This window comes from Acidimicrobiales bacterium, assembly GCA_040219085.1.
In the GTDB taxonomy this organism is placed as follows: Bacteria; Actinomycetota; Acidimicrobiia; order Acidimicrobiales; family JAVJTC01; genus JAVJTC01.
The window spans coordinates 101,021-123,828 of sequence record JAVJTC010000009.1 but is presented as its reverse complement, the minus strand read 5'-3'; the positions used below and the strand labels follow the sequence as shown (position 1 = coordinate 123,828).

Below are 22,808 nucleotides of genomic sequence, written 5' to 3'. Positions count from 1 at the left end.
GATTAGGCAATGAAAAATAGAAAGAACCCAACAATAATGATCCTAATCGGGATCGTTGTCATGTTCGCCATGCTGGCAGCGGCCTGTGGGGATGACGACGACACTGCATCCAGCGACGATGGTGCGGCGTCCGATGACGGGTCGTCGGGTGATGATGGTGCTGCGTCCGATGACGGGTCGTCGGGTGACGATGGTGCGGCGTCCGATGACGGGTCGTCGGGTGATGATGGTGCGGCGTCCGATGACGGGTCGTCGGGTGATGATGGTGCTGCGTCCGATGACGGGTCGTCGGGTGACGATGGTGCGACAGCGGACCCGCTGAAAATCGCATACATCCAGACAGGATCGTTCGACTACTACCAGAGCGGCGTCGACGGAACAGAGCTCCTCGCGGATGAACTGGGTGTCGAACTCATCGTCTTGAACAGCGACTTGGACGCGGAGACCGAAATCGCCAACGTGGAGGATGCGCTGACGCAGGATATCGACGGTCTCGTGGTCTTCTCGGTGACCCGGGCCTCCGAGGAAGCGACGCTGAACGCTGCCAATGATGCCGGTGTGCCGACTGCAGTTCTCTACGGGTACGCGCCCGAGCTCGAAGATCAGGGAGTCGTCTTCGTTCAGGCCGGCGTCGAGGATGTCGGGCGAATCGCCGGCACCTGGATGGCGGACAACATCGAGTCCGGAGAGGTCGCCATGATCCAGGGCGCACTGGGCCGAGGCGATGTCGAGGGTTATACGGCCGGGTGGCAGGAAGGCGTCGCCTCCAACTCCGACCTCGAGATCGTCGCTGAGATCAGTGCGAACTGGAGTCGAGCCGAGGCTGTCACGGTCATGGAGGACATCATCACGGCGAATCCGGACCTGGTCGGTGTCTGGGTCAACAACGAGGACATGGCCATCGGGGCGATCCAGGCGATCGAGGCCGCAGGGCTGAGCGACCAGATCACTGTGGTCTCGATGAACGGCTCGCCTGAGGGTCTCGCGGCGGTCGAGTCCGGTCAGATCGCCGCCACCGTTGGTTGGTCCCCGGCGCAGGAAGCCCAGATGGCTCTGGTCCGCCTCGTCGACTACGTCCGCAATGGGGTGGAACCCGATCAGGTCCTCTGCTCGCCGCCACTCGTCCTCATCACCGAGGACAACCTCGATGCAGCGAGCCCTTGGGTGCCGACCGCCGAGTCTACTGCGGCGGCCGTTGAGGCCGCCTGCTTCAGTAGCTGATCGCAGGCTCGTGCCGACCGGTTCCTCCCCCTGGCCCGTCGGCACGAGCCTCGTTCCCGCCCCGGGTTCGCCATGATCTCAGAACCGTCGCCTGCCGGAGCCGATAGCCACCGCCTCCGGCGGAAGTGCCTGGAGTGGGTTGTGGTCGCACTGAGCCCGGAGCCGTTCGACTGTTGCGCGTGGGCGCATGGGGACGCATCGGCGGGAACGGGACGTGTGGGCAGACTTCACCCACCGTGAATGGTTACGATCCTGCTGCTACGCCTGAGACCGCACAGCGGGGCCGGGCGCCCTCTGACGGGACCGCCAGCCCGAGGCCGTTGCGGCCTACCGGCGGGAGGGCTTCGTCGACGCGGCGCCGTGGGGCCGGTGGGTGGACATCCCCCAGGCGGTCTGCATGATGCGCCCGATTCGACTGGCGTAGTCCTGATATCGAGATATCATGCCCTCATGACGAAGCAGACAACGGTTCGGCTACCCGAGGAGCTCGCTGACGAGGCCGAGGCCGTTGCGCGGGTACGCGGGACGAGTGTCAATCAGCTGATCGTCGATTCCCTCACTCGGGAGATCGATCGGGTTCGAGCCGACAAGGACTTCACATCTCGCGCGATACGCCTTCTCGAGCGGGACAAGGAGTTGCTCGACCGCCTTGCGAAGTGACCCGCTATCTAGGGCTGGCCGAGTACCTCTGGTTGGCCGAGCAGGTCACCGGGGTGCCGGCATGGGCGCTGGCGAAGTCAAGCCGCATCGACCTCGCTGATTCCGCGCTCCACGCCCCCGGTGCGGGCTTCGGTGAGGAGGAGTTCTACCCCGACATCGTCGACAAGGCAGCAGTCCTCTGCTGGCGCTTGGCGCGGAACCACCCGCTTCCGGATGGGAACAAGCGGGCCGCGTGGGCCGCGCTGGTCATGTTCATCGACCTCAACGGGGGGCGGTGGGAGCCCGAGTCTCTCGATGTGGACGATGCGGAGAGCGCAATGCTCGCTGTCGCGGCCGGAAACATCGACGAGGGCGAGTTCGCTCGCTGGTTGCGCGAGCGGGTGGTATTCGAATAGGGGCGTTTCGAACCGGAGTGTCCCAGGGCGGTAGTGTCGCCCGCCAAGGGGGACACACGTGGAAGAGCCAACATCACGCTCGGTCGTTGTGCTCGGTGCAGGATCACTCGGTTCGGTCTACGCAGCTTGGCTGGCCGACGCCGGTCACGACGTCACGATCGTCGCACGGACGGCGCATGCCGAAGCCGTGGCGGCCGGCGGACTGCGGTTCCGGACCCTCGACGGCGCTGAGCGCGTCGTCGCGATGGGGGCGGTCGACGCCGCTGCGGACGCGCCCGACGCCGACATGGTCCTCGTCGCCGCGAAGAACTTCGACGTCGCGGGTCTGCTGGGCGACTACACCGGGGGCCCCTCGCTCGCGTTCTCGATACAGAACGGCGTCGCCCAGGCTGATCCGCTCGTCGAGCGATTCGGCGAAGCCGCAGTCGGATGCGTGTCGATGGTCGGTGGCACGCTCGAAGAGCCCGGCGTCGCGTCCCACACCTTCACCGGCTCCACGTACCTCGGTGACCTCGACACGACCCGTCCGGGTGCAGCCGCCGAGATCGCGGCCATCCTTCCGTGTCAGACCGAGGTCCGCGACGACATCGTCGACGTCTTGTGGTCCAAAGGCGTGCTCGCCGCCGCGGCGATGGGCGTGCAGGGCCTGACCCGTATGGACTACTTCCGGATGCTCATGACGACCGAGACATGTGACGCCTTCCTGGACGTGGCCCTCGACGGGGCCGCCATCGCAGCCGCCGAAGGGATCTCCATGGTGGACATGCCGGGCCCCCTCCAGGCGGGTTCGCTCGTGCGACTGTCGCGAGCGGACGCGCGTGCGCGGCTCACGTCGGTGGGTCAGCACCTCGTCGACGCCGGCCAGACCGACATGAAGGTCTCCGCTCTGCAGTCGATCGAGCGACGCCGCCCGCTCGAGATCGACGCGGTCTACAACGACCTGCTCGCCGTCGCCGACCGCCACGAACTGGCGGTCCCGGCGCTGCGTACCGTCGCCCGGCTGATGACGGGTGTCGACACGCAGATCCGCGCCGAGATCGGCCGCGAACTGTGAGGACTCCGATGTCCCGAGGAGGAACACGACGATGAAGGTTTCCGATCTCGCCGGGATGATCCGGCTCGGCCCGCAGGGCCTCGATCGTCTCAACAGCTACGGCGACTTCGAGAAGGTCGCGAAGCGGCGGCTGCCGAAGATGATCTACGACTTCGTCGCCGGCGGTGCCGACGGCGAGGTCACCCTGCGCGCCAACCGGACCGCCTTCGAGCAGGTCCGTTGGGCACCACGATTTCTCTCCGACGTCTCCGGCCGTGACATCTCGACGAAGGTCTTCGATCACCAACTCGACGTCCCGTTCATCTGCGGCCCGGCAGGCCTCGCCCGGCTCGTGCACCGCGAGGGTGAACTGGCCACCGCCCGCGCCGCCGGGAAGGCCGGCACGGTCTTCGTCGTGAGCACCGGCTCGAGCTACTCGATGGAGGAGATCGCCGACGTCGCGACCGGACCGGTCTGGTTCCAGCTCTACCTCTGGAAGAGCCCCGAGGTGGTCAAGTCCCTCGTCGACCGGGCGAAGCGGTCGGGGTACGAGGCGCTGGTGTTGACCATCGACGTGCCGGCCGTGGGCAAGCGCGAGCGGGACTTCCGCAACGGCATGACCCTCCCTCCGCAGATCCGACTGCGGGGAGCCCTCGACACCTCGTGGCGGTGGTGGTGGCTGTACCACCTGCTGACCGGTCCCGATATCAACTTCGGCAGCCTCACCGACGTGGTCGAGGGCGACGTGGACGTGGCATCGGTCGGCGTCTACGTGGACCGTGAGCTCAACGATCCCACCAAGACCTGGGCGGACCTCTCAGAGCTGCGGCGCATGTGGGACGGCCCGTTGCTGGTGAAGGGCGTCATGACCGCCGCCGACGCCAAGCACGCCGTCGATCATGGGGCCGACGGCGTGATCGTCTCGAATCACGGCGGACGGCAACTCGATTCCGTGCCCGGTGCGCTCGAGGTGCTCCCGGAGGTCGTCGACGTGGTCGGTGACCGCGCCGAGGTGATCCTCGACGGTGGCGTGCGGCGCGGCGAGGACATAGTGAAGGCCAAGGCCCTCGGGGCTTCGGCCACCATGGGCGGACGGCCCTGGTTCTGGGGACTGTGTGCCGGCGGCGAAGGCGGCGTCACGAAGATGCTGGACATCTTCAAGGCCGACGTCGTGCGGACGCTCGCACTGATCGGCGTCGCGCGCTACGACGACGTCGACGGCACCTCGCTACGCGACGACTGAGTGGCCCGGCGGTCCAACGCCCGGCGACCGGAAACCGTGTCGGTCCGCCTCAGGTGCTGATGAGGTTCTGTTCCACCTGATCCACGATGCCCTCGACCAACTTCTGGAGGGCATCGTCGTCGAGCGTCCCCACCGGGTGGGGCAACACGTTGGTCGGGTAGGACTCCATACCGAGGGTCGGGGCGAAAGACGCCACGACCGGAATGAACGGCTCAGTGATGATCAGGGCGGCGGGGATTCCCAGGGCTTCGATCTGGACGGCGTCGTGCAAACTGCACGCGGTGCAGGCGCCTCAGTCACCCACCCCGGAGATCACCAGGTGGGAACGGGCCGCGAACATCTCGGCCGTGTCGCGGTCGATCGGCTTGCCCGCCGCGGGCTTGGAGTGGATGTCCACCCGGGTGATCGGCAGCCGCTCGGTCAGGCGGTCGGCGAGCATCGTCAAGATGGTCTTCGCGTTCGACTTGCCGTTGTCGATGAGTGTGATCGTCCACTCTTCGCCCTCGGCTGGACGGCGGCGCGGAGCCATCGAGACGGACGTCGTGACCGTCTCGTACTCCGGTGACAACACGGTGATGGTGCTCATCGCAACCCCCTGTGACGTCTCGAGGACGTCGTCGAATTCAATGCTAGCCGACGACCGGAAGACCCTGCCCGGGTGGCATGACGCGGCGATGGGCCGCGGCCGAGTTGTTGGGTGGTGCCCAGGCGGGGATGTAGGCCGACCAGCCGGCGCCGTGGCCCCCCGCGGTCACCAGGAAGATGTCATCGGGGCTTCCGACCCGGGGGAACAGCCCGTCGTCGTCGGGAACCATCGGGATGGAACTGGAGGTGTCGACCTTGATGCCGGCGGCCTCGAGTTGCTCCGCTGAGAGGCGGGCGTGGTGCGCGACCGTCTCGCGGACCTTCTGACGGCTCCAACCCGCTTCCGCGATCGCGCCCCCGTGCTCCGGGCCGAGCAGCACGATGACCTGGGAGCGCCGACCGGCACACAGCGTGGACGGGGTGTTCATGGCGGCCGCGTACATCCGGCACAGGGCGTCGGGATCGCCCTGGGTGAGGTTGGCGATCTGGTGGGGGCCCTCGGTTCCCATGATCATCACGCACGACTCGTCGGACCCGTAGCCGAACTCGTCGCGTAGCCGCTCCCAGTCTCCGTAGGGCTGGTTCTCGCCGATGCACATCGTGAACTTGCCGGGGTTGCCGAACGAACTCGCGTCCATCTCACCCGTGCGGGCGCCGAAGACGTTGCGTGCGACGAGGCGCAGTGCACGACCGATCGAGGCGTTGGCCCGGTTGCCGGGGCCGAGCACGTTGTGGGTGGCCTTGATCCCGATCTCCTCGACCACGGGGCCCGAGACAACCAGGCACAGGGCGGCACCGCCGGTGGAGGTCATCACGGTGTGGGCGTTGAACGCGTCATCCATCATCGCGGACAGCCCGGCGACGACGACGGGGAAATGGATCGGCAGGCACCCCGCCAGCACGGCGTTGATGGCCGCTTTCTCGGCGGTGAGTTCACGGTCACGGTCCGTGACGACCCCGATCACGGCATCGGGGTCGAGTCCCGCATGCGAGAGCATCGCCTCGACGCGTTTGGGGGTGGGCGCGACGACGGGAGGCCGTCGGTCCATCCCCTGGCGTGGAACTCCTCGAGCATGTCGCCCTCGTCGAAGGTGACCCTCTCCGATGTCAGCTCTGCCACGGTGTCTTCCCCCTGTGCGCTGTGGACGCCGCCGCGCATCGCAGCTCGCGAGGCGCTCCCGGTCCTGAACGTACCGGGCGCTTGTTGCCCCGACAAACGATCGTTTGGTAGGCCTAGGCCATGTCTTCCAAGGTAACCACCCTGGCTGAAGCAGCCGAGTCGGTGCCGGACGGAGCCACGATCGCACTGGGGGGCCTGTCGATGAACAGCGCACCCATGGCACTCGTGCGCGAACTCGTCCGGCAGGAGAAGCGCGATCTCACGCTGGTCGCCATCGTCGCGGGGATGCCCGTGGACTGGCTGGTCGCCGGCGGATGCGTGTCGCGCGTGCTGAGCGGGCTGATCTCCTTCGAAGGGCTCGGCCTCGCACCCAACTTCCGCCATGCGGTGCAGTCCGGCGCTGTCGCCATCGAGGAGTACTCCGAGCACCTGTTGATCGCGCGCTGTCAGGCGCAGGCCTACCAGTTGCCGTTCATGCCCACGAAGGCGGGTCTGGGCACCGACGTGTTGGGGCTCCACACCGAGTCGGGCACGATCCGCGAGGAGGTCGACGAGGCGACCGGTGAGCGCTACGTCGCGTGCACCCGCCTGCCGATCGACATCTCCCTCGTGCACGCCCACGAGGCCGACGACGCCGGCAACGTCCGTGTACTGCCGAAGCTCGTATGGATGGACTCCGAGATCGTCAACGCCGCCGACCGGACGATCGTGACCGTCGAGCGGATGGTCCCGCACCGGACCTTCACCGACGAACCCGAGAAGACGACCTATCCCCGCTTCATGGTGGACTCCGTGGCCCCGGCCACCCACGGAGCGTTCCCCACTTCCTGCTTCCCCGACTACAGACACCACTCGCCGTTCTTCCTCGAGTATTCGAAGGCGTCGCGCGATCCTGAAGCTTTCCGGACCTTCTTCACTGAGCGGGTGGTGGCGCCCGAGACCTGGGAGGACTTCCTCGACGCCAACGGCGGGGCGGCGGCACTGTTGACCACGGAGGGACGGGCATGAGCGAGATCCCCGAGGTTCCCGGCTACGACTGCACCATCGACGAGTTGATGGTCGTCACGTTCTCACGGGCGCTGCCCAACGACACGAAGGCCTTCAACGGCGCCGTGTCGTTCATCCCGGTGTGCGCCTACCTGCTCGCCCGCCGGACCCACGCGCCCGATCTCGTGTGGGCGGCATCGTCGATCGCGATCGACGCCGACCCGGCTGAGATCGGCGAGTCGACTCTGTCGGACTCGCTGTGGGGTGGCGCCGCGATGTTGTCGAACTCACCGTTCGACTTCTGGACCTGGTCCCAGGGTCGGCGCTACAACACCTTCGCCTTCCGCGGTGCCCAGATGGACGCGTACGGCAACGTCAACAACACGGTGATCGGGCCCTACGACTCGCCCAAGGTCCGCCTCCCCGGTGGTGGCGGCATGGCCGATCTCGGCTGCATGATCCCGCGTATCTACCTGTGGAGCTCGACGCACGATTCGCGGACCTTCATCGAGAACCTCGACTTCAGGTCAGGGATCGGCTGGGGCGACGGCGGCGACCACCGCGAGCGCCTCGGATTGCCCGGCGGGCCCCAGCTGTGCATCACCAACATGTGTGTCTTCGACTTCGACCCCGACTCGAAGCGGATGCGTATCAAGAGTCTGCATCCGGGCGTCACCGAGGAGCAGGTGCGCGAGGCGACCGGCTTCGAGATAGCGCCGAGCGACGGCGAGATCGCCGTGACGGCGCAGCCCAGTGCCGAGGAGCTGCACATCCTGCGGACCGAGGTCGATCCGACCGGGGCCCGCAGGCGCGAGTTCTGAGAGCGCTCCGGGCGTGCGCTACGGACTGATCCTGCCGATCCAGGCGATCGGCGTGCCGCTGGACCAGCTCTTCGACGAGCTCGTGGAGGAGACGCAGGCGGCGGAGGCGGCGGGATTCGACGCCGTCTTCCTCCCCGAGTTCCATCAGGCCCGGGGCGGCGCGCTCATCTCGCCGTATCTCCTCGGCGCGGCCCTGCTACAGGCCACCTCGACGATCCGTTTCGGTGCCGCCGTGCTGGCCGGCCCGCTGCACCATCCGGTGCGTCTGGCCGAGGATCTGTTGATGCTGGATTGGATCAGCCGCGGTCGTGTCATCTGCGGGCTCGGGATCGGGCACCAGGAACCGGACTTCGCCCTCTACGGCATGGACCGCGACGAGCGCCCGGCGATCGTAGAAGAGGTCCTGGAGGTTCTCCAGGGGTGCCTGTCCGGCGAGCCCTTCGAGCACCACGGGCGCTTCTATGACGTCGCCGGTCACGTCACGCCCTCGCCCTACAGCGATCCCCGCCCCGAGATCTGGATGGGTTCGCACGCCCGGGCGGGGCTCGAGCGGGCAGGCCGGTGGGCCGACCGTTGGATCTGTGACCCCCAACGTGACGCGCAGACGGTGGGACGGCTCGCCGACCACTACCGGGCTGCCGCCGACGACCTCGGTCGACCCCACTCGGTAGCCCTGTTCCGCGAAGCGTGGATCGGCGACTCCGCGGAGCAGTGCGCACGAGACTGGGGTCCGCACGCCCTCGCAGTCCATCGCCTCTATTACAACGTCGGCGTCTACCGGAAGGTGTTCGAACCGTGGGTCGACGAGGTCGTCGACAGGGCGGACTTCACCTTCGAGAGGCTCGCACCGGGGCGGTTCCTTTTCGGCTCGGGTGACGAGATCCGCGCGACGGTCGCCGAGTGGGAGGCGGTGACCGGGGCGGACTACATGGCGCTGCGGATGCGCCACCCGGGGGGACCGGGCCACGAAGCCACGCTGGAGGCAATCGCCCGTTTCGGGGCCGAAGTCATCGCCGTCGACTAGACGGCACAGCAACGAGTGCCGCGTCCGACGCGGCGGGACGGGAGTAGCGATGTTGGTGCAGGGAGCAGTCGGAGTCGTCACCGGAGGGGCCTCGGGTCTGGGCGAGGGGGTGATCAGGATGCTCGCCGCGAGCGGCGGCAAGGGGATCATCTTCGACCTGCCGTCGTCGAAGGGGGCGGACCTCGTCGCCGAACTGGGCGAGGACACGGTGCGTTTCGTGCCGGTCGACATCACCGACCCCGCACAGGTCACAGCTGCAGCCGAGGCGGCGGGAGAGGCCTTCGGCCGGGTCGATCTCCTGGTCAGCTGTGCCGGCATCAGCTCGGCCAAGCGGATGTTGAGGCGCGACGGCGAGGTCCACCCGCTCGAACACTTCCGCGCCCACGTGGACGTCAACCTCGTCGGGCTGTTCGACGTGGTCCGCAACATCGTGCCCGTCATGGCGCGCAACGAGCCCTCTGACGAGGGCGAGCGGGGCCTCATCGTCAATCTGGCATCGATCGCCGGCATCGAGGGGCAGGTCGGTCAGATGTCCTACGCCGCGTCGAAAGGTGGCGTGATCGGCCTCACGCTGCCGCTGGCCCGTGACCTCGCATCGTGGGGCATCCGGGTCATGACGATCTGCCCGGGGACGATGCACACCCCCATGCTGGCGACCCTCTCCGACGAGATGATCGAGGGCCTGGCCGAGCAGAACGTCTTCCCCAAGCGCCTCGGCGCTCCCGCCGACCTCGCAGGTCTCGTCGCCCATTTCATGGAGAACACCTTCCTCAACGGCGATGTCGTGCGGCTCGACGCGGCGCTGCGGATGTCACCGCGATGAGCTCTCGGTCGTGGGAGCGGTTCCGGATCGACGAGGTCGGTGACGGCGTCGTGGACCTCGTCATCGACCGGCCCGACAAGCTCAACGCGATGGACAGGTTGTTCTTCGACGAGCTCATCGACGTGATGGACCACGTGACCCACGAGCCGTCCATCCGGGTCGTCGTGTTGGCCGGGGAGGGCCGTGCTTTCTCCGCCGGTGGCGACATCGCCACGTTTCCCGCCCTGACACTCGACGTCGACGCCGCCCGGGCGCACGTGCGGGTGGTGTTCGACGCGTTCCATGCGGTCGAGCGGGCCGGGGTTCCCGTCATCGCCGCCGTGAACGGGATCGCCCACGGCGGCGGGCTCGAGATCCTCTGCGCCGTGGACTACACGATCGCCGCGGAGCACGCGACGTTCGGATTCCGCGAATCCGCGCACGGTCTCGTGCCCGGATTCGGGATCGTGAAGGGCGAACGGAAGATGGGTGCCGCGTGGACCTGGAGGCTGGTGTCGACAGCCGAGGTGATCGATGTCGCGACGGCCCGGGAGATCGGCGTCGTCCAGGAGATCGTGGCGGCCGATGCGCTTCTGGACCGCGCCCACGAGTTGGCGGCCGCCGCGGCCGCGAACCCGGCCTCCGCGCTGAGGTCAGCCAAGCATCTCCTGAACCGAGACACTGACGCGGGGCTCGTCGCCGCGGTGGAGACGACGGCTCTGCTCTTCGGCACGAACGAGACAGCAGAACTCGTCGACCGGTTCCTCGGGCGCCCCCGCGGCTGAGGTAGGCCGGGCGAACGGCCCGGCCGAAGAGCGAACCACCGTGCTCAGGTTCGGGGGTGGGGTGCCGATGAAGACCCCATGTTCCGCGGCGGACGCGGCGTGGGTCGACGCCCACGCGTAGGCACCCTTCTCGTCTGTCTCGCGCTCGTGCCGTTGGTGGGGCTGACGTGGTTGGCGTTGTCCCGGACCATCGCCGCCATGGACGCGAGTTCCGCCGCGCAGGACCTTGCCAGCTCCACCGACAGGGCTGTGCTGTTCGTCAACCTCGAGGCGGCGGTCGACCAGGAGCAGACCTGGGCTCAGGCGGCCGGACTCGCCGAGTCGCTCGGGATCGCTCCACCCTTGTTGTCGGCATTCGTCGGCTTCGACCTACCTGCCGCGCTCGATGAAGCGCGGCAGGGACTCGACGGTCTCGCTGATCGGATCGACGACAGCGAGTTCGCCGTCGCCCTGCGAGCACAGCTGGGCGAGGCGAGACGGGCTGACCTGATGCCCGACGAGCTCGCCGATGCATACGAGCAGCTCCGCAACTTCGTCGCCGCCCGGAGTCAGCTCGAGATGCGACGTGTCCTGACCGATGCGGCGGGGGTCGACAGTGCCGAGGGCCTGGTCGATGCGGCGCTGGTGGTCGAGGCGACGGCGTCGATGCGGGCCTCGTTCACGGGTCAGGTCGGAGCGTTCTTCTCGATAGCGCTCGGTGAGCTGGGGATCGTGGAGGATCCGTTGTCCGAGCTGGCGCTCGAGGCTACGGCGTACGACAACGCCGGGAAGCGGGTGGAGGCACTCTCAGTGGACGGTTCGCGGACAGCGGCCGTGTTCGACGCCCTTCCGGCGGATCCGAACGTAGGCCTCTTTCTTGCAGAGGTCGAGGAGCTTCTCGCTGACGTGTACGACGGAGACGGTCTCACCGACACCACCATGATGGTCGAGGTGGGAGCCACGTCCATCTCCCCGGAGGATCTCACCCGCCTGGGGACGAGCTTCGCCGCCGCCGGCATCGGCGCGGATTCCCATGTCGACCTCGTGGTCACCGCCGGCGTCGACGTGTTGGACTTCGTTGACTCGGCCGCATCCTCGGCGAGGGCAACCGCCTGGTGGGTGATGGCCGTGGCGACGATCATCGGTCTGATCACCGTCTCGGTGACGTTGGCTACGGCGCGGGCGATCGTACGGCCGCTCAGGCTGCTGTCGGACGCCGCCGACTCGCTGAGACGGGGCGACCTGGCTCACCAGGTTCCGCTGAGTGGACCTCGGGAGGTCCGCTCGGTCGGCCATGCCCTCGCCGAGGCTGTCGACAATCTCCGCCTCGGTGAGCGCCAGGCCGACGCACTCGCGGTCGGGTCACTCGACGACCCCGTGTTCGACGTCGAGGCCAAGGGGCACTTCGGCTCCTCCCTGCAGGCGGCCGTGGAGCGGCTGCGGGTCTCGCTTGCCGAACGGGAGGAGTACCGCCGCCGCCTCAGCCACCAGGCCGCCCACGACGGCCTCACCGGTGTTCCCAATCGGCGAGCCGTCATCGACCACCTCGAGCAGGCCGTCGCCCGTACCGCACGTTCCGATGCGACGCTGGCGGCCTTCTTCGTCGACGTGGACGGCTTCAAGTCGGTGAACGACATCCACGGCCACCCGGCCGGGGATGCACTGTTGAGGACCGTCGCGCAGCGTCTCGGTGAGGCTGTTCGCGGCGGAGACCTGGTCGGGCGTCTCGGCGGTGACGAGTTCCTCGTCGTCGCGGAGCCCGTGACCGATGTCGACGATGCCTATGTTCTGGCCGAGCGAATCCGCACCTCTGTCACCAAACCGGTGTCGACGCCCGCCGGGGTCATCGAGCCGACGATCAGCATCGGGGTCGCGGTGTCGCAGGCCGGTCGGTTCACCGCCGACGAGTTGATCCGGGACGCCGACCTCGCCGTCTACCTGGCGAAGGAGCGGGGCAGAGACCGCACGGAGGTCTGCGACGATCACATGCGCCAACAGGCGTCGCGTGAGTCGGACCTGGACCGCGAGGTTCGTGAGGCCCTCGACGGCGACCAGTTCGTTCTCCACTACCAGCCGATAGTCGCCGCCGCCGACGCCCGCCCGGTCGGGGTCGAGGCCCTGATCCGCTGGGAGCACCCGGAGCGGGGCCTCGTCGCGCCCGCGGACTTCATCGATTTCGCCGAGCGGTCCGATCTCGTCATCGATATCGACCGCTGGGTGATCGCATCAGCGGTCGAGCAGCTGCGCAACTGGCGGGGTGTCCCGGTCCTCGGTGATCTGGCTCTGTCGATCAACGTGTCGGGGCGGCATCTGCGGGGTGGGACACTGCCCTCTGACGTGGAGGCGGCGCTGGCGGGTTCTGATGTGGACCCGGCGCTGTTGGTCGTGGAGGTCACCGAGAGTGCACTCCTCGACGACCTCCGGGACGTCGCGGCGGACCTCGACGCGGTACGCGCGCTCGGGGTGCGGGTCGCGATCGACGATTTCGGGACCGGCTACACCTCGCTCGCACATCTTCGGACGTTGCCGCTCGACATCTTGAAGCTCGACCAGAGCTTCGTCGCGACCCTCGACACGGACGACCGGTCGATCGTGGGTCTCGTCATCGACACGGCCCACCTCCTCGACCTCGAGATAGTGATCGAGGGGGTCGAGACCGCGTCACAGGCTGCGGTGGTGAGGGACCTGGGTTGCGACTTCATACAGGGATTCCACTTCGGGATGCCGGTGCCGGGAGCCAGGCTGGCAGAGCTCCTCGGCCCGTCGGCCGCTCCGCACGCCGGTGTGAACTGACGGCCTCTCCGATCACGGCGAGCCCGAGTGGTGGTGGCCGACACCAGCCGCGTACGGTTGCGCCGGATGTGCGGTGACGGAAGGCGACGATGAACGACGAGACCACCGGGCCGGCCACCGATGGCGCCCGTCCGTTGTCGGCCGAGCACCTCGTCTGTCCCTTCGACGTCGACTCACGGCTGCGGGCCGAGGCGCCCGTCTACCACGAGCCCGTGGACGACATCTGGGTCGTGAGCCGCTACGACGACGTCCAGGACGCGCTCAGACGCCCCGAGGTCTTCTCCAACCGCTTCGGTCGCATCATCCGGAGCCGGGATCGGCTGCCGGCCGAGGCGCTCGAGATCCTCGCGGAGGGATGGGCGCCGGTCGACACCCTGTTCACGACGGACCCCCCCGAGCACCGCCGGTTCCGTTCGTTGGTGTCCAAGGCTTTCACGCCGCGACGCGTCGACGGCATGGCAGCCGGGATCGACGAGACCGCCAGAACGCTGTTGGCGGACGTGTTGAGTGCCGCGAGCCCCGTCGACATCGTCAGCGCATACGCGGCGCCGCTTCCGATGATCGTCATCGCGGACCAACTCGGCGTCTCACGTGACGATCTCGCCCTTTTCTCGCAGTGGAGCCGCGCCGTCGTCAACGAACTGAGTCGTCTCGCCACGCCCGAACAGCAGATCGACGCGGCCCGGGCCTGCGTCGCCTTCCAGCACTATTTCCACGAACGGATCGGAGAACGGCGCTCGGTGCCCGCAGACGACATGCTGTCGGACCTCGTGCATGCCGAGACCGTGGACGACCGCCCACTCGACGACGCCGAGCTGTTGATGATGCTCCAACAACTGCTCGTCGCGGGGAACGAGACGACCACCAACGGCATCGCGTCGGGAATCTGGCGTCTCGCCACCGACGGGGACCTCCAGCGCGACCTGCGGGCTGAACCCGCTTCCCTCGAGGGCTTCGTCGAGGAGATACTCCGGCTGGAGGCGCCCATCCAGGGGATGTGGCGCGTGATGGCAGCCGAGGCGACCCTGGGCGGCGTCACGATTCCCGAGGGTGCCGTGGTGATGTTGCGCTACGGCTCGGCCAACCGCGATGAAGGTCACTACGACGCTCCGGCACACCTCGACCCCGTCCGCGCGAACCCCCGTGACCATCTCGCCTTCGGGGGCGGACTCCACTTCTGTATCGGTGCGGCGCTCGCCCGGTCCGAGATGCAGATCGCATTCGCACGGCTGCTCGAGGCCACCTCGCGGATCGCTCTCGCGCCCGGTGTGGAGGTGGAACACGGTCCACATCTGCTGATACGGGGGATCGACTCCCTGCCGGTCGTGCTCGAGGTGGCCTGACGCGGTCTGCGCCCGTGGTTACTTCATCTCAACCATGACCTCGCGGTAACGGCTGGGGCCGATGTTCTTCGCATCGTGGGTGGCCGTGGTCGTCGCCACCTGGTTCATGGCTCCTCCGTATCGATCGGTCCTGTCGGCGAATCGGCCCCGTCGGTCTGATCGAACGCGTCGGCCAGCGCCCTCAGGAAGCTGTGTCGGAGACGCCGGCTGACGGCCGCGTCGGGGACGAACAGATCGGAACCGTGGTAGATGCCGGGAAAGACGGCGAGCTCGGTCGGCACGCCGGCGTCGAGGAGGCGTCGTGCGTAGTCGATGTCCTCGTCCCTGAAGAGGTCAGCCGTCCCGACACAGATGTAGGCGGGCGGCAGGTCGGCGAGGTCCCGGGCACGGGTCGCGGCCGCATACCCGGACGCTTCGTGGCCCGGGGTTCCATCGAGGTACATCTCCCAGGCACGCAACGACGTCTCGCGATTCCAGACCGGGTGGTTGACGATCCTGCCGGAGGGCGTGTCATGGAGGTTGTCGATCATCGGGTACAGCAGGAGCTGGAGAACCGGACGCGGACCCCCACGGTCCCGGTTCCACAGAGCCAGTCCCGCCGCCAGCCCGCCGCCGCCGCTCTGTCCGCCGATCGCGATGCGGTCGGGGTCAATGGCCAGATCCGACGAGTTCTCGGCCATCCACAGCAGCGCCGCGTGGCAGTCCTCGACGCCGGCCGGGAAGGGGTGCTCCGGGGCCAACCGGTAGTCGACGGAGACAACCCGACAGCCCACCTCCTCGGCGATGAGGCGCGCCCGGTCGTCTTCGGCGGTGCCGATGACGTAGCCCCCGCCGTGGATCCACAACAGCCCGGGACGAGTGGTGTCGTCGGGCGCCCCGTAGACGATGACCCTGATGTCACCCGACTCGCGGCCGACCGTCCTCTCGACGGCCGTCACGGCGGACCCGACCTCCGGCTGGAAGAAATCGGCGCGCGCCTCGCGCACCGCCACGACGCTGTCCCGGGTCAGGTCCTCGACCCCCGGCGGCATGTCGGCCATGCCCGCGAGCAGCACCGGATCGATCGTGGAGTAGTCCAGTTCCATCTGATCCCCTTCCCCCGGGGACCACTGTTGCCGATGCCCGCAGGGATCTCAATCCCGTCCGTCTCCGGTTCCGGTGGGGTCAGCCCTGCTGGGCGATCTCGACCAGTTGGTCGAACTGCTCGGTCGTGAGTTCGCCCGAGATCCGGAACGCGATCTCGTTGTCGGCGTTGACGACCACGAAGTAGGGGTAGTTCCGAAGACCGAGGGCGGTTGCGAGTTGGCCGGTCGAAGAGTCCATCAGAACCGGGAGGTCGTAGCCTTCGGCGGCGAACCACGCGCTCGGCGGGTAGTTGCCTCGGGAAGGATCCACGCCGGTGGAGACGGCCCAGAGGTCCACCTCGTCGGGAAGGCCGGTGGTGTCCAGATAGTCGACGATCCGGGGCAGTTCCCTCTGGCAGACCGGACACCAGTGGGCGAAGAACCCGAAGATGCGAGCACCGGACTCGCCGTCGATGGCGACGCGGTCCCCGTCGAACGTCGCTGCGGAGACGAGCGGTGCCTCGGAGCCGATGGCCGGATCGTCCACCGGGTCCACGAAGGTCGGGAGCGGATCCCCGATGGCCTCGACCCCGCCCGTCTCGATCCCGTCGGCGGTGGCGCCGCCATCGTCGTCGCCACCCGAGGCGGCGACGGCGATGGCGACGACCGCGGCGATGAGGATCACCGCTGCGATGCCTATCCAGATGATGCGACCACGGGATCCCGGCGCCTGCGCCGGCGTCGTGCCAGGCCGAGGCGGTATGGGCCGTCCCGAGCGGCGTGTGGTTCCGGCGGTTCTGTTGCTCATGTCTGCTCCAAGGCGCCACGTGCGGAGATGTGGTCGGCGACGACGAGCGCACCGACGAAGACGAAACCCGCGAGCGCCATGAACGGGATCGTCACGAATCCGAACTCCTCCACCCACTTGCCGGTGCACGGAGTGACCGCCGAACACGACGAGCCCTGCTCGGGGAAGAGCTGTAGCTGGTAATGGTAGATGGACAGGCCCGCTCCCACGGTCGCGAGAGGCAGGGCCGTGAAGATCACGTCATGGCGCCGTCGGATGGCCGCGACGGCGAGGACCACACCGAGCGGGTACATCGCGATGCGCTGGTACCAGCAGAACTCACACGGGACGAAGTCCCGGGCCTCGGACAGATAGAGCGAACCCACGGTGGCCGCGACGGCGACGAGCGTGGCGAGAGGCACGGCGACGGCGCCGATGTCGGGAAGCCATCCGCGTAGCGACGGGGCGACGATCACGGCGATGACGACGGCCGCGCCGAGCAGCGACGCGAGCGCCAGGAGCGCGAGGAAGGTGTCCATCACCAGCGACCGGCGTGCACGGGGGTCACATCGTCCTTCCTATCGCCCTGTCCGACGGCCGCGCAGGGTAGAAGGTCCCGACGGCGCTCCTGGGGTCGTCGACGGGTGCATCCATTAGTCTGATCCTCTCTGGCAGAAGACACGAGGTGGCGCGATGAGTGACGAGTGGGGATTCGAGACCAGGCAGGTCCATGTCGGGGGTGACCCGGACGCATCGACCGGGGCCCGTGCGGTCCCGATCTACCAGACCACGTCCTTCTCGTTCCGTGACTCCGAGCACGCGGCCAACCTCTTCGCCCTCGCCGAGGTCGGCAACATCTACACCCGGATCATGAACCCGACCCAGGGTGCTCTCGAAGCCCGTCTGTCCGCACTGGAAGGTGGATGCACGACGGCCATCGGGATCCCCGGGGCGCTCGCGGTGGCGTCCGGCCAGGCCGCCGAGACCCTCGCACTGTTGACGCTGTGCGAGGCCGGCGATCACATCGTCTCGTCGTCGTCGTTGTACGGCGGCACCTACAACCTCTTCCACTACACGCTGCCCAAGCTCGGCATCGAGGTGACCTTCGTCGACGACGCCGACGACCTCGACCAGTGGCGTTCGCAGATCCGCGACAACACCAAGTGCTTCTACGCGGAGGTGTCCGGAAACCCGAAGAACGACTGCCTCGACATCGCCGGTGTCGCCGGTGTCGCCCACGAGTCGGGCATTCCGCTCATGGTCGACAACACCATCCCCACCCCCTACCTGATCAACCCGCTCGCCCACGGCGCCGACTTCGTGGTCCACTCGATGACCAAGTTCATCGGTGGTCACGGCACCTCCATCGGCGGTTGCATCGTCGACGGGGGGTCCTTCGACTTCGGCGAGAGCGGCCGCTTCCCGAACTTCATCGAGCCCGACCCCAGCTACCACGGCCTGGCGTACTGGCCGGCACTCGGGCACGGATGTTTCATCCTCAAGGCGCGGGTCCAGATGCTGCGGGACATCGGACCGGCGATCGCCCCGCAGAATGCCTTCCTGTTCCTGCAGGGACTCGAGACCCTGAGCCTGCGCATGGAGCGCCACTTCTCCAACGCGATGGCGGTCGCTGCGTACCTCGACGGTCACGATCAGGTCGAGCGGGTCCAGTTCGCGGGTCTGCCGTCGAGCCGGTGGCACCAGCGGATGACCGAACTCGGGGGTGGCAAGGGTTACGGCTCGGTCCCTGCGTTCATCATCAAGGGCGGCCTCGACGCCGGCAGGGCCTTCGTCGACGGCGTGACCCTGCACAGTCACGTGGCGAACATCGGCGATGTGCGCTCGCTGGTGATCCATCCCGCCTCGACGACGCACTCTCAACTGACCCCGGAGGAACAGGCCTCGACGGGTGTGGAGCCCGGCCTCGTCCGCCTCTCGGTCGGAATCGAGACGATCGACGACATCCTCGCCGACCTCGACCGCGGATTCGCAGCGGCCGCCGCGGTCTGAGCCGGCGCGGCCGGCGGTGCGCGACTTCACCTACGACGCGCTCGGCGGACGGGTCGTCTTCGGGGTCGGGGCGCGCCGTCGGATCCCGGAGGAGGTCGACGCTCTCGGTGCCTCATCGGTCGTCGTGGTCGCGAGTTCCCGGGACGACGCGACGGTCGAGGGGATCGTGGCGGGCCTCGGCGATGGCTTCGCCGGGCGCTTCTCCGACGTCGCCCAACACGTGCCGGTCCAGAAGGTGTCAGCGTTACGCGAGATCGTCACCGAGGCGCGCGCCGATCTCGTCGTGACCGTGGGTGGAGGCTCTGCCATCGGTTTCGGCAAGGCCGTCGCTCTCGACCCCGGCGTGATGCAGGTGGCGGTGCCGACCACGTACTCCGGTTCGGAGATGACGCCCATCTGGGGGATGACCGCGGACGGTCACAAGAAGACGGGACGGGACCCGCGTGTGCAGCCCGACGTCGTCGTCTACGACCCGGAGCTCACCCTGAGCCTGCCCCCGGGTGTCGCCGGCCCGAGCGGGATGAACGCGCTCGCCCACTGTGTCGAAGCGCTCTACGCGCCGGGGGCGAACCCTGTCATCTCACTGCTGGCGCTCGAGGGCATCAGTGCGCTCGCGGGGGCGCTTCCCGCCGTCGTGGCGCGCCCCGACGACGTCGACGCCCGGACGTCGGCCCTGTACGGCGCGTACCTCGCGGGGTGCTCGCTCGCCGTGGCGGGCACGGCGCTGCACCACAGGACCTGCCACGTCCTCGGGGGGATGTTCGGGCTGAACCACGGCGACATGAACGCCGCCGTCCTGCCGCACGCGCTCGCCTACACCCGCCCTGCGATCCACGACGAGTACGGGCGGATGAGTGACGTGCTCGGCGGCGACGCCGCCGGTGCCCTCTTCGATCTCGCCCGGGCGATCGGAGCTCCGGTATCGCTGGCCGAGATCGGCATGCCCCCTGACGGGGTCGGCCCCGCCGCAGAGCGCATCGTCGGGGAGGCGGCCGCCAATCCCCGGCCTCCCACGGTCGACGGGATCATGATGATGCTGGACGACGCGCTGTCGGGGAAGGCCCCCGGGGCCGGAAGCCTGAGAGGACGGACGAGAGCTCATGAGTGAAGCGTGGAACCGGGTGGCGGGCCGTGTGCCGACGGGCCTGTTGATCGGCGGCGAATGGGTCGCCGGTTCGGCGGGCGTGCTGGAGGTGGAGGATCCCTCGACGGCCGAGGCGTTCGTCGAGGTCGCCGCGGGCGACGAGTCGGACATGTTGGCCGCGGTGGCGGCTGCTCACGACGCGGGGCCTGCCTGGGCGGCGACGTCACCGCGCGACAGGGCCGAGGTGTTGCGGCGGGCGTACGAGGCGATGATCGAGCAGGTCGACGAGATCGCGACGGTCATGGTCCTCGAGAACGGCAAGGCTTACACCGATGCCGTGGGGGAGGTTCGGTACGCGGCGGAGTTCCTGCGGTGGTTCTCGGAGCTCGCTGCGCACGTTCACGGCCAGTCGGGGCGCGCGCCTGCCGGCGACAAGCGGATCCTGACCAACCGCAGGCCGGTCGGTGTGGCGCTGATGGTGACACCGTGGAACTTTCCTGCGGCGATGGCGACCCGCAAGATCGGTCCGGCGCTCGCGGCGGGTTGCACGGTGGTGCTCAAGCCGGCGAAGTTGACACCGTTGACGGCGAACTATGTGGGGCGGCTGCTGGTGGAGGCGGGTGTGCCCGACGGTGTCGTGAACATCGTCACGACCGCGTCGGCGGGGGCACCGGTGGCGGCGGCGTTGGCCGATGACAGGGTGCGGAAGTTGTCGTTCACGGGGTCCACCGAGGTTGGCCGGATCCTGTTGGAACAGGCGGCGAGGCGGGTCGTGAACTGCTCGATGGAACTCGGCGGCAACGCGCCGTTGGTGGTGTTCGACGACGCCGATATCGACCTCGCCGTCGCGGGGGCGATGGTCGCCAAGATGCGCAACGCCGGGGAGGCGTGCACCGCGGCCAACCGGATCTACGTCCACGAGGCTGTCGCAGGCGCCTTCACCGAGGAGCTGACCGCCGCGATGGCGGCCCAGAAGGTCGGTCCGGGTCTGGCAGAGGGGGTGGAGGTGGGGCCTCTCGTGGATCAGGCGACGCGCGACAAGGTCGAGGAACTCGTCGCGTCGGCGGTCGACGCCGGCGGAACCATCCGCACCGGCGGGAACCGGGTCGGCGAGCGGGGCTGGTTCTACGCGCCGACGGTCATCTCGGGGGTGGAGGCCGGTTCGCCGATCCTGGGCGAGGAGATCTTCGGGCCGGTCGCGCCAATCGTCACGTTCACCTCCGACGACGAGGCTGTCGCCGCGGCGAACGACACCCCCTTCGGGCTCGCCGCCTACGTCTTCACCGGTGACCTCGCGCGGGGACTGAACATCGCGGAGCGCATCGAGGCCGGCATGGTCGGTGTCAACCGCGGGCTCATGTCGGACCCCGCCGCGCCATTCGGGGGCCTCAAGCAGTCCGGCCTCGCCCGCGAAGGCGGCACCGAAGGCCTCGACGCCTACCTCGAGACCCAGTACATCGCCGCCGACTGGTAGCCGCCGGCCCGGTCCCGTCGCTCAGCGTCCGGCGAGAGCGGCGACGACCGGAGCGAAGGCCTCCATGACCCGGTCGTCGACTGTGACGTAGGAGAACCCGTGCTGTTCGCGGCGAGCGAGCAACGTGTCGACGATCTCCTCAGCGGAACCGACCAGGACGTGGGGGTTCCCGTCGAGCAGTTCCGGCGCGACGCCGACCGTCGTGGCGATGCGGTCGAGCGCACGCTGCGGATCGCCGGTCACCGCCGTGAAGTAGGCGCCGACTTCGAGCTCGATGTCGGCGAAGCGGTCTCCGGCACCGTCACGCACCCAGGCGATCTTGGCGGCCGTGGCTTCGGCTGCCCCGCTGGCCATGCCCTCGGCGCCGATCCGGCCCGAGGAGTTGTCGAAGTTCACCGACACGGTGTCCGCGACGCCTCCGGCGAACCGCAGAACGCGTGGCGAGCCACCACCGATCATCAGGGGCGGCCGACCGTGCGGTGGCTCGGGCACGGCTGTGAATCCCGAGGCCGAGACGATCTCGCCGTTCTCGTCGACGGGCCCGCCCGCGAAACACGCCCGCAGGACGGAGGTGAACTCGATGAGGCGGTCGACGCGCCGCCCGGCCCGCTCGAAGGGCACTCCCATCGCTTCGTACTCCGACGAGACCCAGCCCGCGCCGAGACCGACCTCGACGCGGCCCCCGGAGAACCAGTCGATCGAGGCGAGTTCCTTCGCCGCCACGACGGCGTTGTGATAGCCGGTGCTCAGGACACGGCAGGCGACCGACAGGTCCGTGGTCGCCTCGGCGGCAACCGTCATCGCCGGGATCGCCGCCAGCTGCTGGACCGGGTGGTTAGCGGCCTCGAGCGCGGGGCCGGGGCCGATGTAGTGGTCTGCGACGGCCAACGTCGAGTATCCGAGTTGCTCGGCCCGTCGGGCGAGGTCACGCCACGCGTCCGGGGTGTCGGTACCCCCCGACTGGACGGCGAAACGGAACGGCCGGGCCGTCACCCGACGCCCAGATGTCGACGTCTGTGGTCCCCGGAGCCGACGGTCGGCATCACTCGACGGCGCGCTTCGCTGTGCGCTCCCGAGCCAGTTGCAGTACGCCGCGATTGCCCTTGTTCCACAGCACGGTCAAGGTGACGCCGTCGATGCGCCAACCCGCGTCGGTGCGCACGAGCGTGTCCGTGTAGTAGCCCCCGAGGGAGTGCCAGTCGTCACCGCGGTCGTTCCACAGGAAGTGTTCGGCCTTCATGTAGACGGTGCAGGTGGCCCGGTCGCCGTCGATCTCCACGATCGGCTGGCTCAGCGTGTGCTGTGTGGCGTCGAGTCCCTCGAACAACGGGACCACGTCGGCGACCCACTCGTCGGCGTCCAGCGTGACGGGCGGTCGACCGTTCCACGACGAGAAGTCCATGGTGACCTGCTCGGCGAAGATCGACCGGTACAGCTCCCAGTCCCGCAGGTCGATGCCCGTCGCGTAGCGGTAGACGGTCTCGACGATGCGCGTGCGGTCGAGGAGCCAGGCGGTGTCGGCGTCGGTGGGAATCACGGTGCGATCGTAGCCAGCGTGCCCGGTGCGGGTCGGAGGGCGGCGGCGCGGTTCGCTCCGC

The 22,808-nt window shown here is 68.3% G+C and carries 23 protein-coding genes; 15 read left to right on the top strand and 8 right to left on the bottom strand.

Features of this window, described 5'->3' with window-relative positions; all coding sequences use genetic code 11:
• Positions 1 to 60: 60 nt before the first annotated feature.
• The 5 genes from RIE08_04305 (at position 61) to RIE08_04285 (ending at position 4,552) form a co-directional block, all read left to right on the top strand.
• Positions 61 to 1,221 (top strand): sugar ABC transporter substrate-binding protein, encoded by a 1,161-nt coding sequence (locus RIE08_04305; GenBank protein MEQ8716811.1) that lies wholly within the window; start codon positions 61 to 63, stop codon positions 1,219 to 1,221.
• Between the two features lie 450 nt (positions 1,222 to 1,671).
• Positions 1,672 to 1,881, top strand: coding sequence for a YlcI/YnfO family protein (locus RIE08_04300; GenBank protein ID MEQ8716810.1), 210 nt, complete (start codon positions 1,672 to 1,674; stop codon positions 1,879 to 1,881).
• Positions 1,878 to 2,276, top strand: coding sequence for a Fic family protein (locus RIE08_04295; protein MEQ8716809.1), 399 nt, complete (start codon positions 1,878 to 1,880; stop codon positions 2,274 to 2,276). Before RIE08_04300 ends, RIE08_04295 begins: the two co-directional genes overlap by 4 nt.
• Before the next feature lie 58 nt (positions 2,277 to 2,334).
• The gene (locus RIE08_04290; protein MEQ8716808.1) at positions 2,335 to 3,330 is read left to right on the top strand and encodes a 2-dehydropantoate 2-reductase N-terminal domain-containing protein; all 996 of its coding nucleotides are present in this window, start codon (positions 2,335 to 2,337) and stop codon (positions 3,328 to 3,330) included.
• Positions 3,331 to 3,361: 31 nt separating this feature from the next.
• Complete coding sequence (locus RIE08_04285; protein MEQ8716807.1) at positions 3,362 to 4,552, top strand: alpha-hydroxy acid oxidase; 1,191 nt, start codon at positions 3,362 to 3,364, stop codon at positions 4,550 to 4,552.
• Between the two features lie 49 nt (positions 4,553 to 4,601).
• Here the strand turns inward: RIE08_04285 and RIE08_04280 are convergent, their stop codons facing one another.
• From RIE08_04280 to RIE08_04270, 3 genes are read right to left on the bottom strand one after another with little or no spacing between them, the layout of a single operon-like run.
• A complete protein-coding gene (locus RIE08_04280; protein MEQ8716806.1) occupies positions 4,602 to 4,823 on the bottom strand; it encodes a hypothetical protein in 222 nt (73 codons plus the stop codon).
• 21 nt (positions 4,824 to 4,844) lie between these two features.
• On the bottom strand, positions 4,845 to 5,138 hold the full coding sequence (locus RIE08_04275; protein ID MEQ8716805.1) for a hypothetical protein: 294 nt from the start codon (positions 5,136 to 5,138) through the stop codon (positions 4,845 to 4,847).
• Between the two features lie 43 nt (positions 5,139 to 5,181).
• Positions 5,182 to 6,186 (bottom strand): hypothetical protein, encoded by a 1,005-nt coding sequence (locus RIE08_04270; GenBank protein MEQ8716804.1) that lies wholly within the window; start codon positions 6,184 to 6,186, stop codon positions 5,182 to 5,184.
• Between the two features lie 191 nt (positions 6,187 to 6,377).
• On the opposite strand from RIE08_04270, the gene RIE08_04265 reads away from it, so the two are divergent.
• The 7 genes from RIE08_04265 to RIE08_04235 all read left to right on the top strand — a co-directional run bounded on the left by RIE08_04265 (position 6,378) and on the right by RIE08_04235 (position 14,791).
• A complete protein-coding gene (locus tag RIE08_04265) occupies positions 6,378 to 7,265 on the top strand; it encodes a CoA-transferase (GenBank protein ID MEQ8716803.1) in 888 nt (295 codons plus the stop codon).
• Positions 7,262 to 8,065, top strand: coding sequence for a CoA-transferase (locus RIE08_04260; GenBank protein ID MEQ8716802.1), 804 nt, complete (start codon positions 7,262 to 7,264; stop codon positions 8,063 to 8,065). Before RIE08_04265 ends, RIE08_04260 begins: the two co-directional genes overlap by 4 nt.
• A gap of 13 nt (positions 8,066 to 8,078) precedes the next feature.
• Positions 8,079 to 9,089, top strand: a complete 1,011-nt coding sequence (locus RIE08_04255; protein MEQ8716801.1) for an LLM class flavin-dependent oxidoreductase — start codon at positions 8,079 to 8,081, stop codon at positions 9,087 to 9,089.
• A 49-nt stretch (positions 9,090 to 9,138) separates the two neighbouring features.
• On the top strand, positions 9,139 to 9,912 hold the full coding sequence (locus tag RIE08_04250) for an SDR family NAD(P)-dependent oxidoreductase (GenBank protein ID MEQ8716800.1): 774 nt from the start codon (positions 9,139 to 9,141) through the stop codon (positions 9,910 to 9,912).
• Entirely contained in the window at positions 9,909 to 10,676 is a 768-nt protein-coding gene (locus RIE08_04245) for an enoyl-CoA hydratase/isomerase family protein (protein MEQ8716799.1), read from the top strand. Before RIE08_04250 ends, RIE08_04245 begins: the two co-directional genes overlap by 4 nt.
• A 78-nt stretch (positions 10,677 to 10,754) precedes the next feature.
• Positions 10,755 to 13,448, top strand: coding sequence for an EAL domain-containing protein (locus tag RIE08_04240; GenBank protein ID MEQ8716798.1), 2,694 nt, complete (start codon positions 10,755 to 10,757; stop codon positions 13,446 to 13,448).
• Positions 13,449 to 13,537: 89 nt separating this feature from the next.
• A complete protein-coding gene (locus RIE08_04235; GenBank protein MEQ8716797.1) occupies positions 13,538 to 14,791 on the top strand; it encodes a cytochrome P450 in 1,254 nt (417 codons plus the stop codon).
• 104 nt (positions 14,792 to 14,895) lie between these two features.
• On the opposite strand, the gene RIE08_04230 is transcribed toward RIE08_04235, so the two are convergent.
• The 3 genes from RIE08_04230 to RIE08_04220 form a co-directional block, all read right to left on the bottom strand.
• Entirely contained in the window at positions 14,896 to 15,876 is a 981-nt protein-coding gene (locus RIE08_04230; protein MEQ8716796.1) for an alpha/beta hydrolase, read from the bottom strand.
• A 79-nt stretch (positions 15,877 to 15,955) separates the two neighbouring features.
• Complete coding sequence (locus RIE08_04225) at positions 15,956 to 16,663, bottom strand: TlpA disulfide reductase family protein (protein MEQ8716795.1); 708 nt, start codon at positions 16,661 to 16,663, stop codon at positions 15,956 to 15,958.
• Entirely contained in the window at positions 16,660 to 17,181 is a 522-nt protein-coding gene (locus tag RIE08_04220; protein MEQ8716794.1) for a disulfide oxidoreductase, read from the bottom strand. Before RIE08_04220 ends, RIE08_04225 begins: the two co-directional genes overlap by 4 nt.
• 154 nt (positions 17,182 to 17,335) lie before the next feature.
• On the opposite strand from RIE08_04220, the gene RIE08_04215 reads away from it, so the two are divergent.
• The 3 genes from RIE08_04215 to RIE08_04205 are packed head-to-tail and all read left to right on the top strand — an operon-like array spanning position 17,336 to position 21,210.
• The gene (locus RIE08_04215) at positions 17,336 to 18,652 is read left to right on the top strand and encodes a bifunctional o-acetylhomoserine/o-acetylserine sulfhydrylase (protein MEQ8716793.1); all 1,317 of its coding nucleotides are present in this window, start codon (positions 17,336 to 17,338) and stop codon (positions 18,650 to 18,652) included.
• A 16-nt stretch (positions 18,653 to 18,668) separates the two neighbouring features.
• Entirely contained in the window at positions 18,669 to 19,760 is a 1,092-nt protein-coding gene (locus RIE08_04210) for a maleylacetate reductase (GenBank protein MEQ8716792.1), read from the top strand.
• Positions 19,753 to 21,210, top strand: coding sequence for an NAD-dependent succinate-semialdehyde dehydrogenase (locus tag RIE08_04205; protein MEQ8716791.1), 1,458 nt, complete (start codon positions 19,753 to 19,755; stop codon positions 21,208 to 21,210). Before RIE08_04210 ends, RIE08_04205 begins: the two co-directional genes overlap by 8 nt.
• Before the next feature lie 21 nt (positions 21,211 to 21,231).
• Here the strand turns inward: RIE08_04205 and RIE08_04200 are convergent, their stop codons facing one another.
• Both RIE08_04200 and RIE08_04195 read right to left on the bottom strand, forming a co-directional pair.
• Positions 21,232 to 22,203, bottom strand: a complete 972-nt coding sequence (locus RIE08_04200; protein MEQ8716790.1) for a TIGR03621 family F420-dependent LLM class oxidoreductase — start codon at positions 22,201 to 22,203, stop codon at positions 21,232 to 21,234.
• A 49-nt stretch (positions 22,204 to 22,252) separates the two neighbouring features.
• On the bottom strand, positions 22,253 to 22,747 hold the full coding sequence (locus tag RIE08_04195) for a nuclear transport factor 2 family protein (protein MEQ8716789.1): 495 nt from the start codon (positions 22,745 to 22,747) through the stop codon (positions 22,253 to 22,255).
• Positions 22,748 to 22,808: the final 61 nt, after the last annotated feature.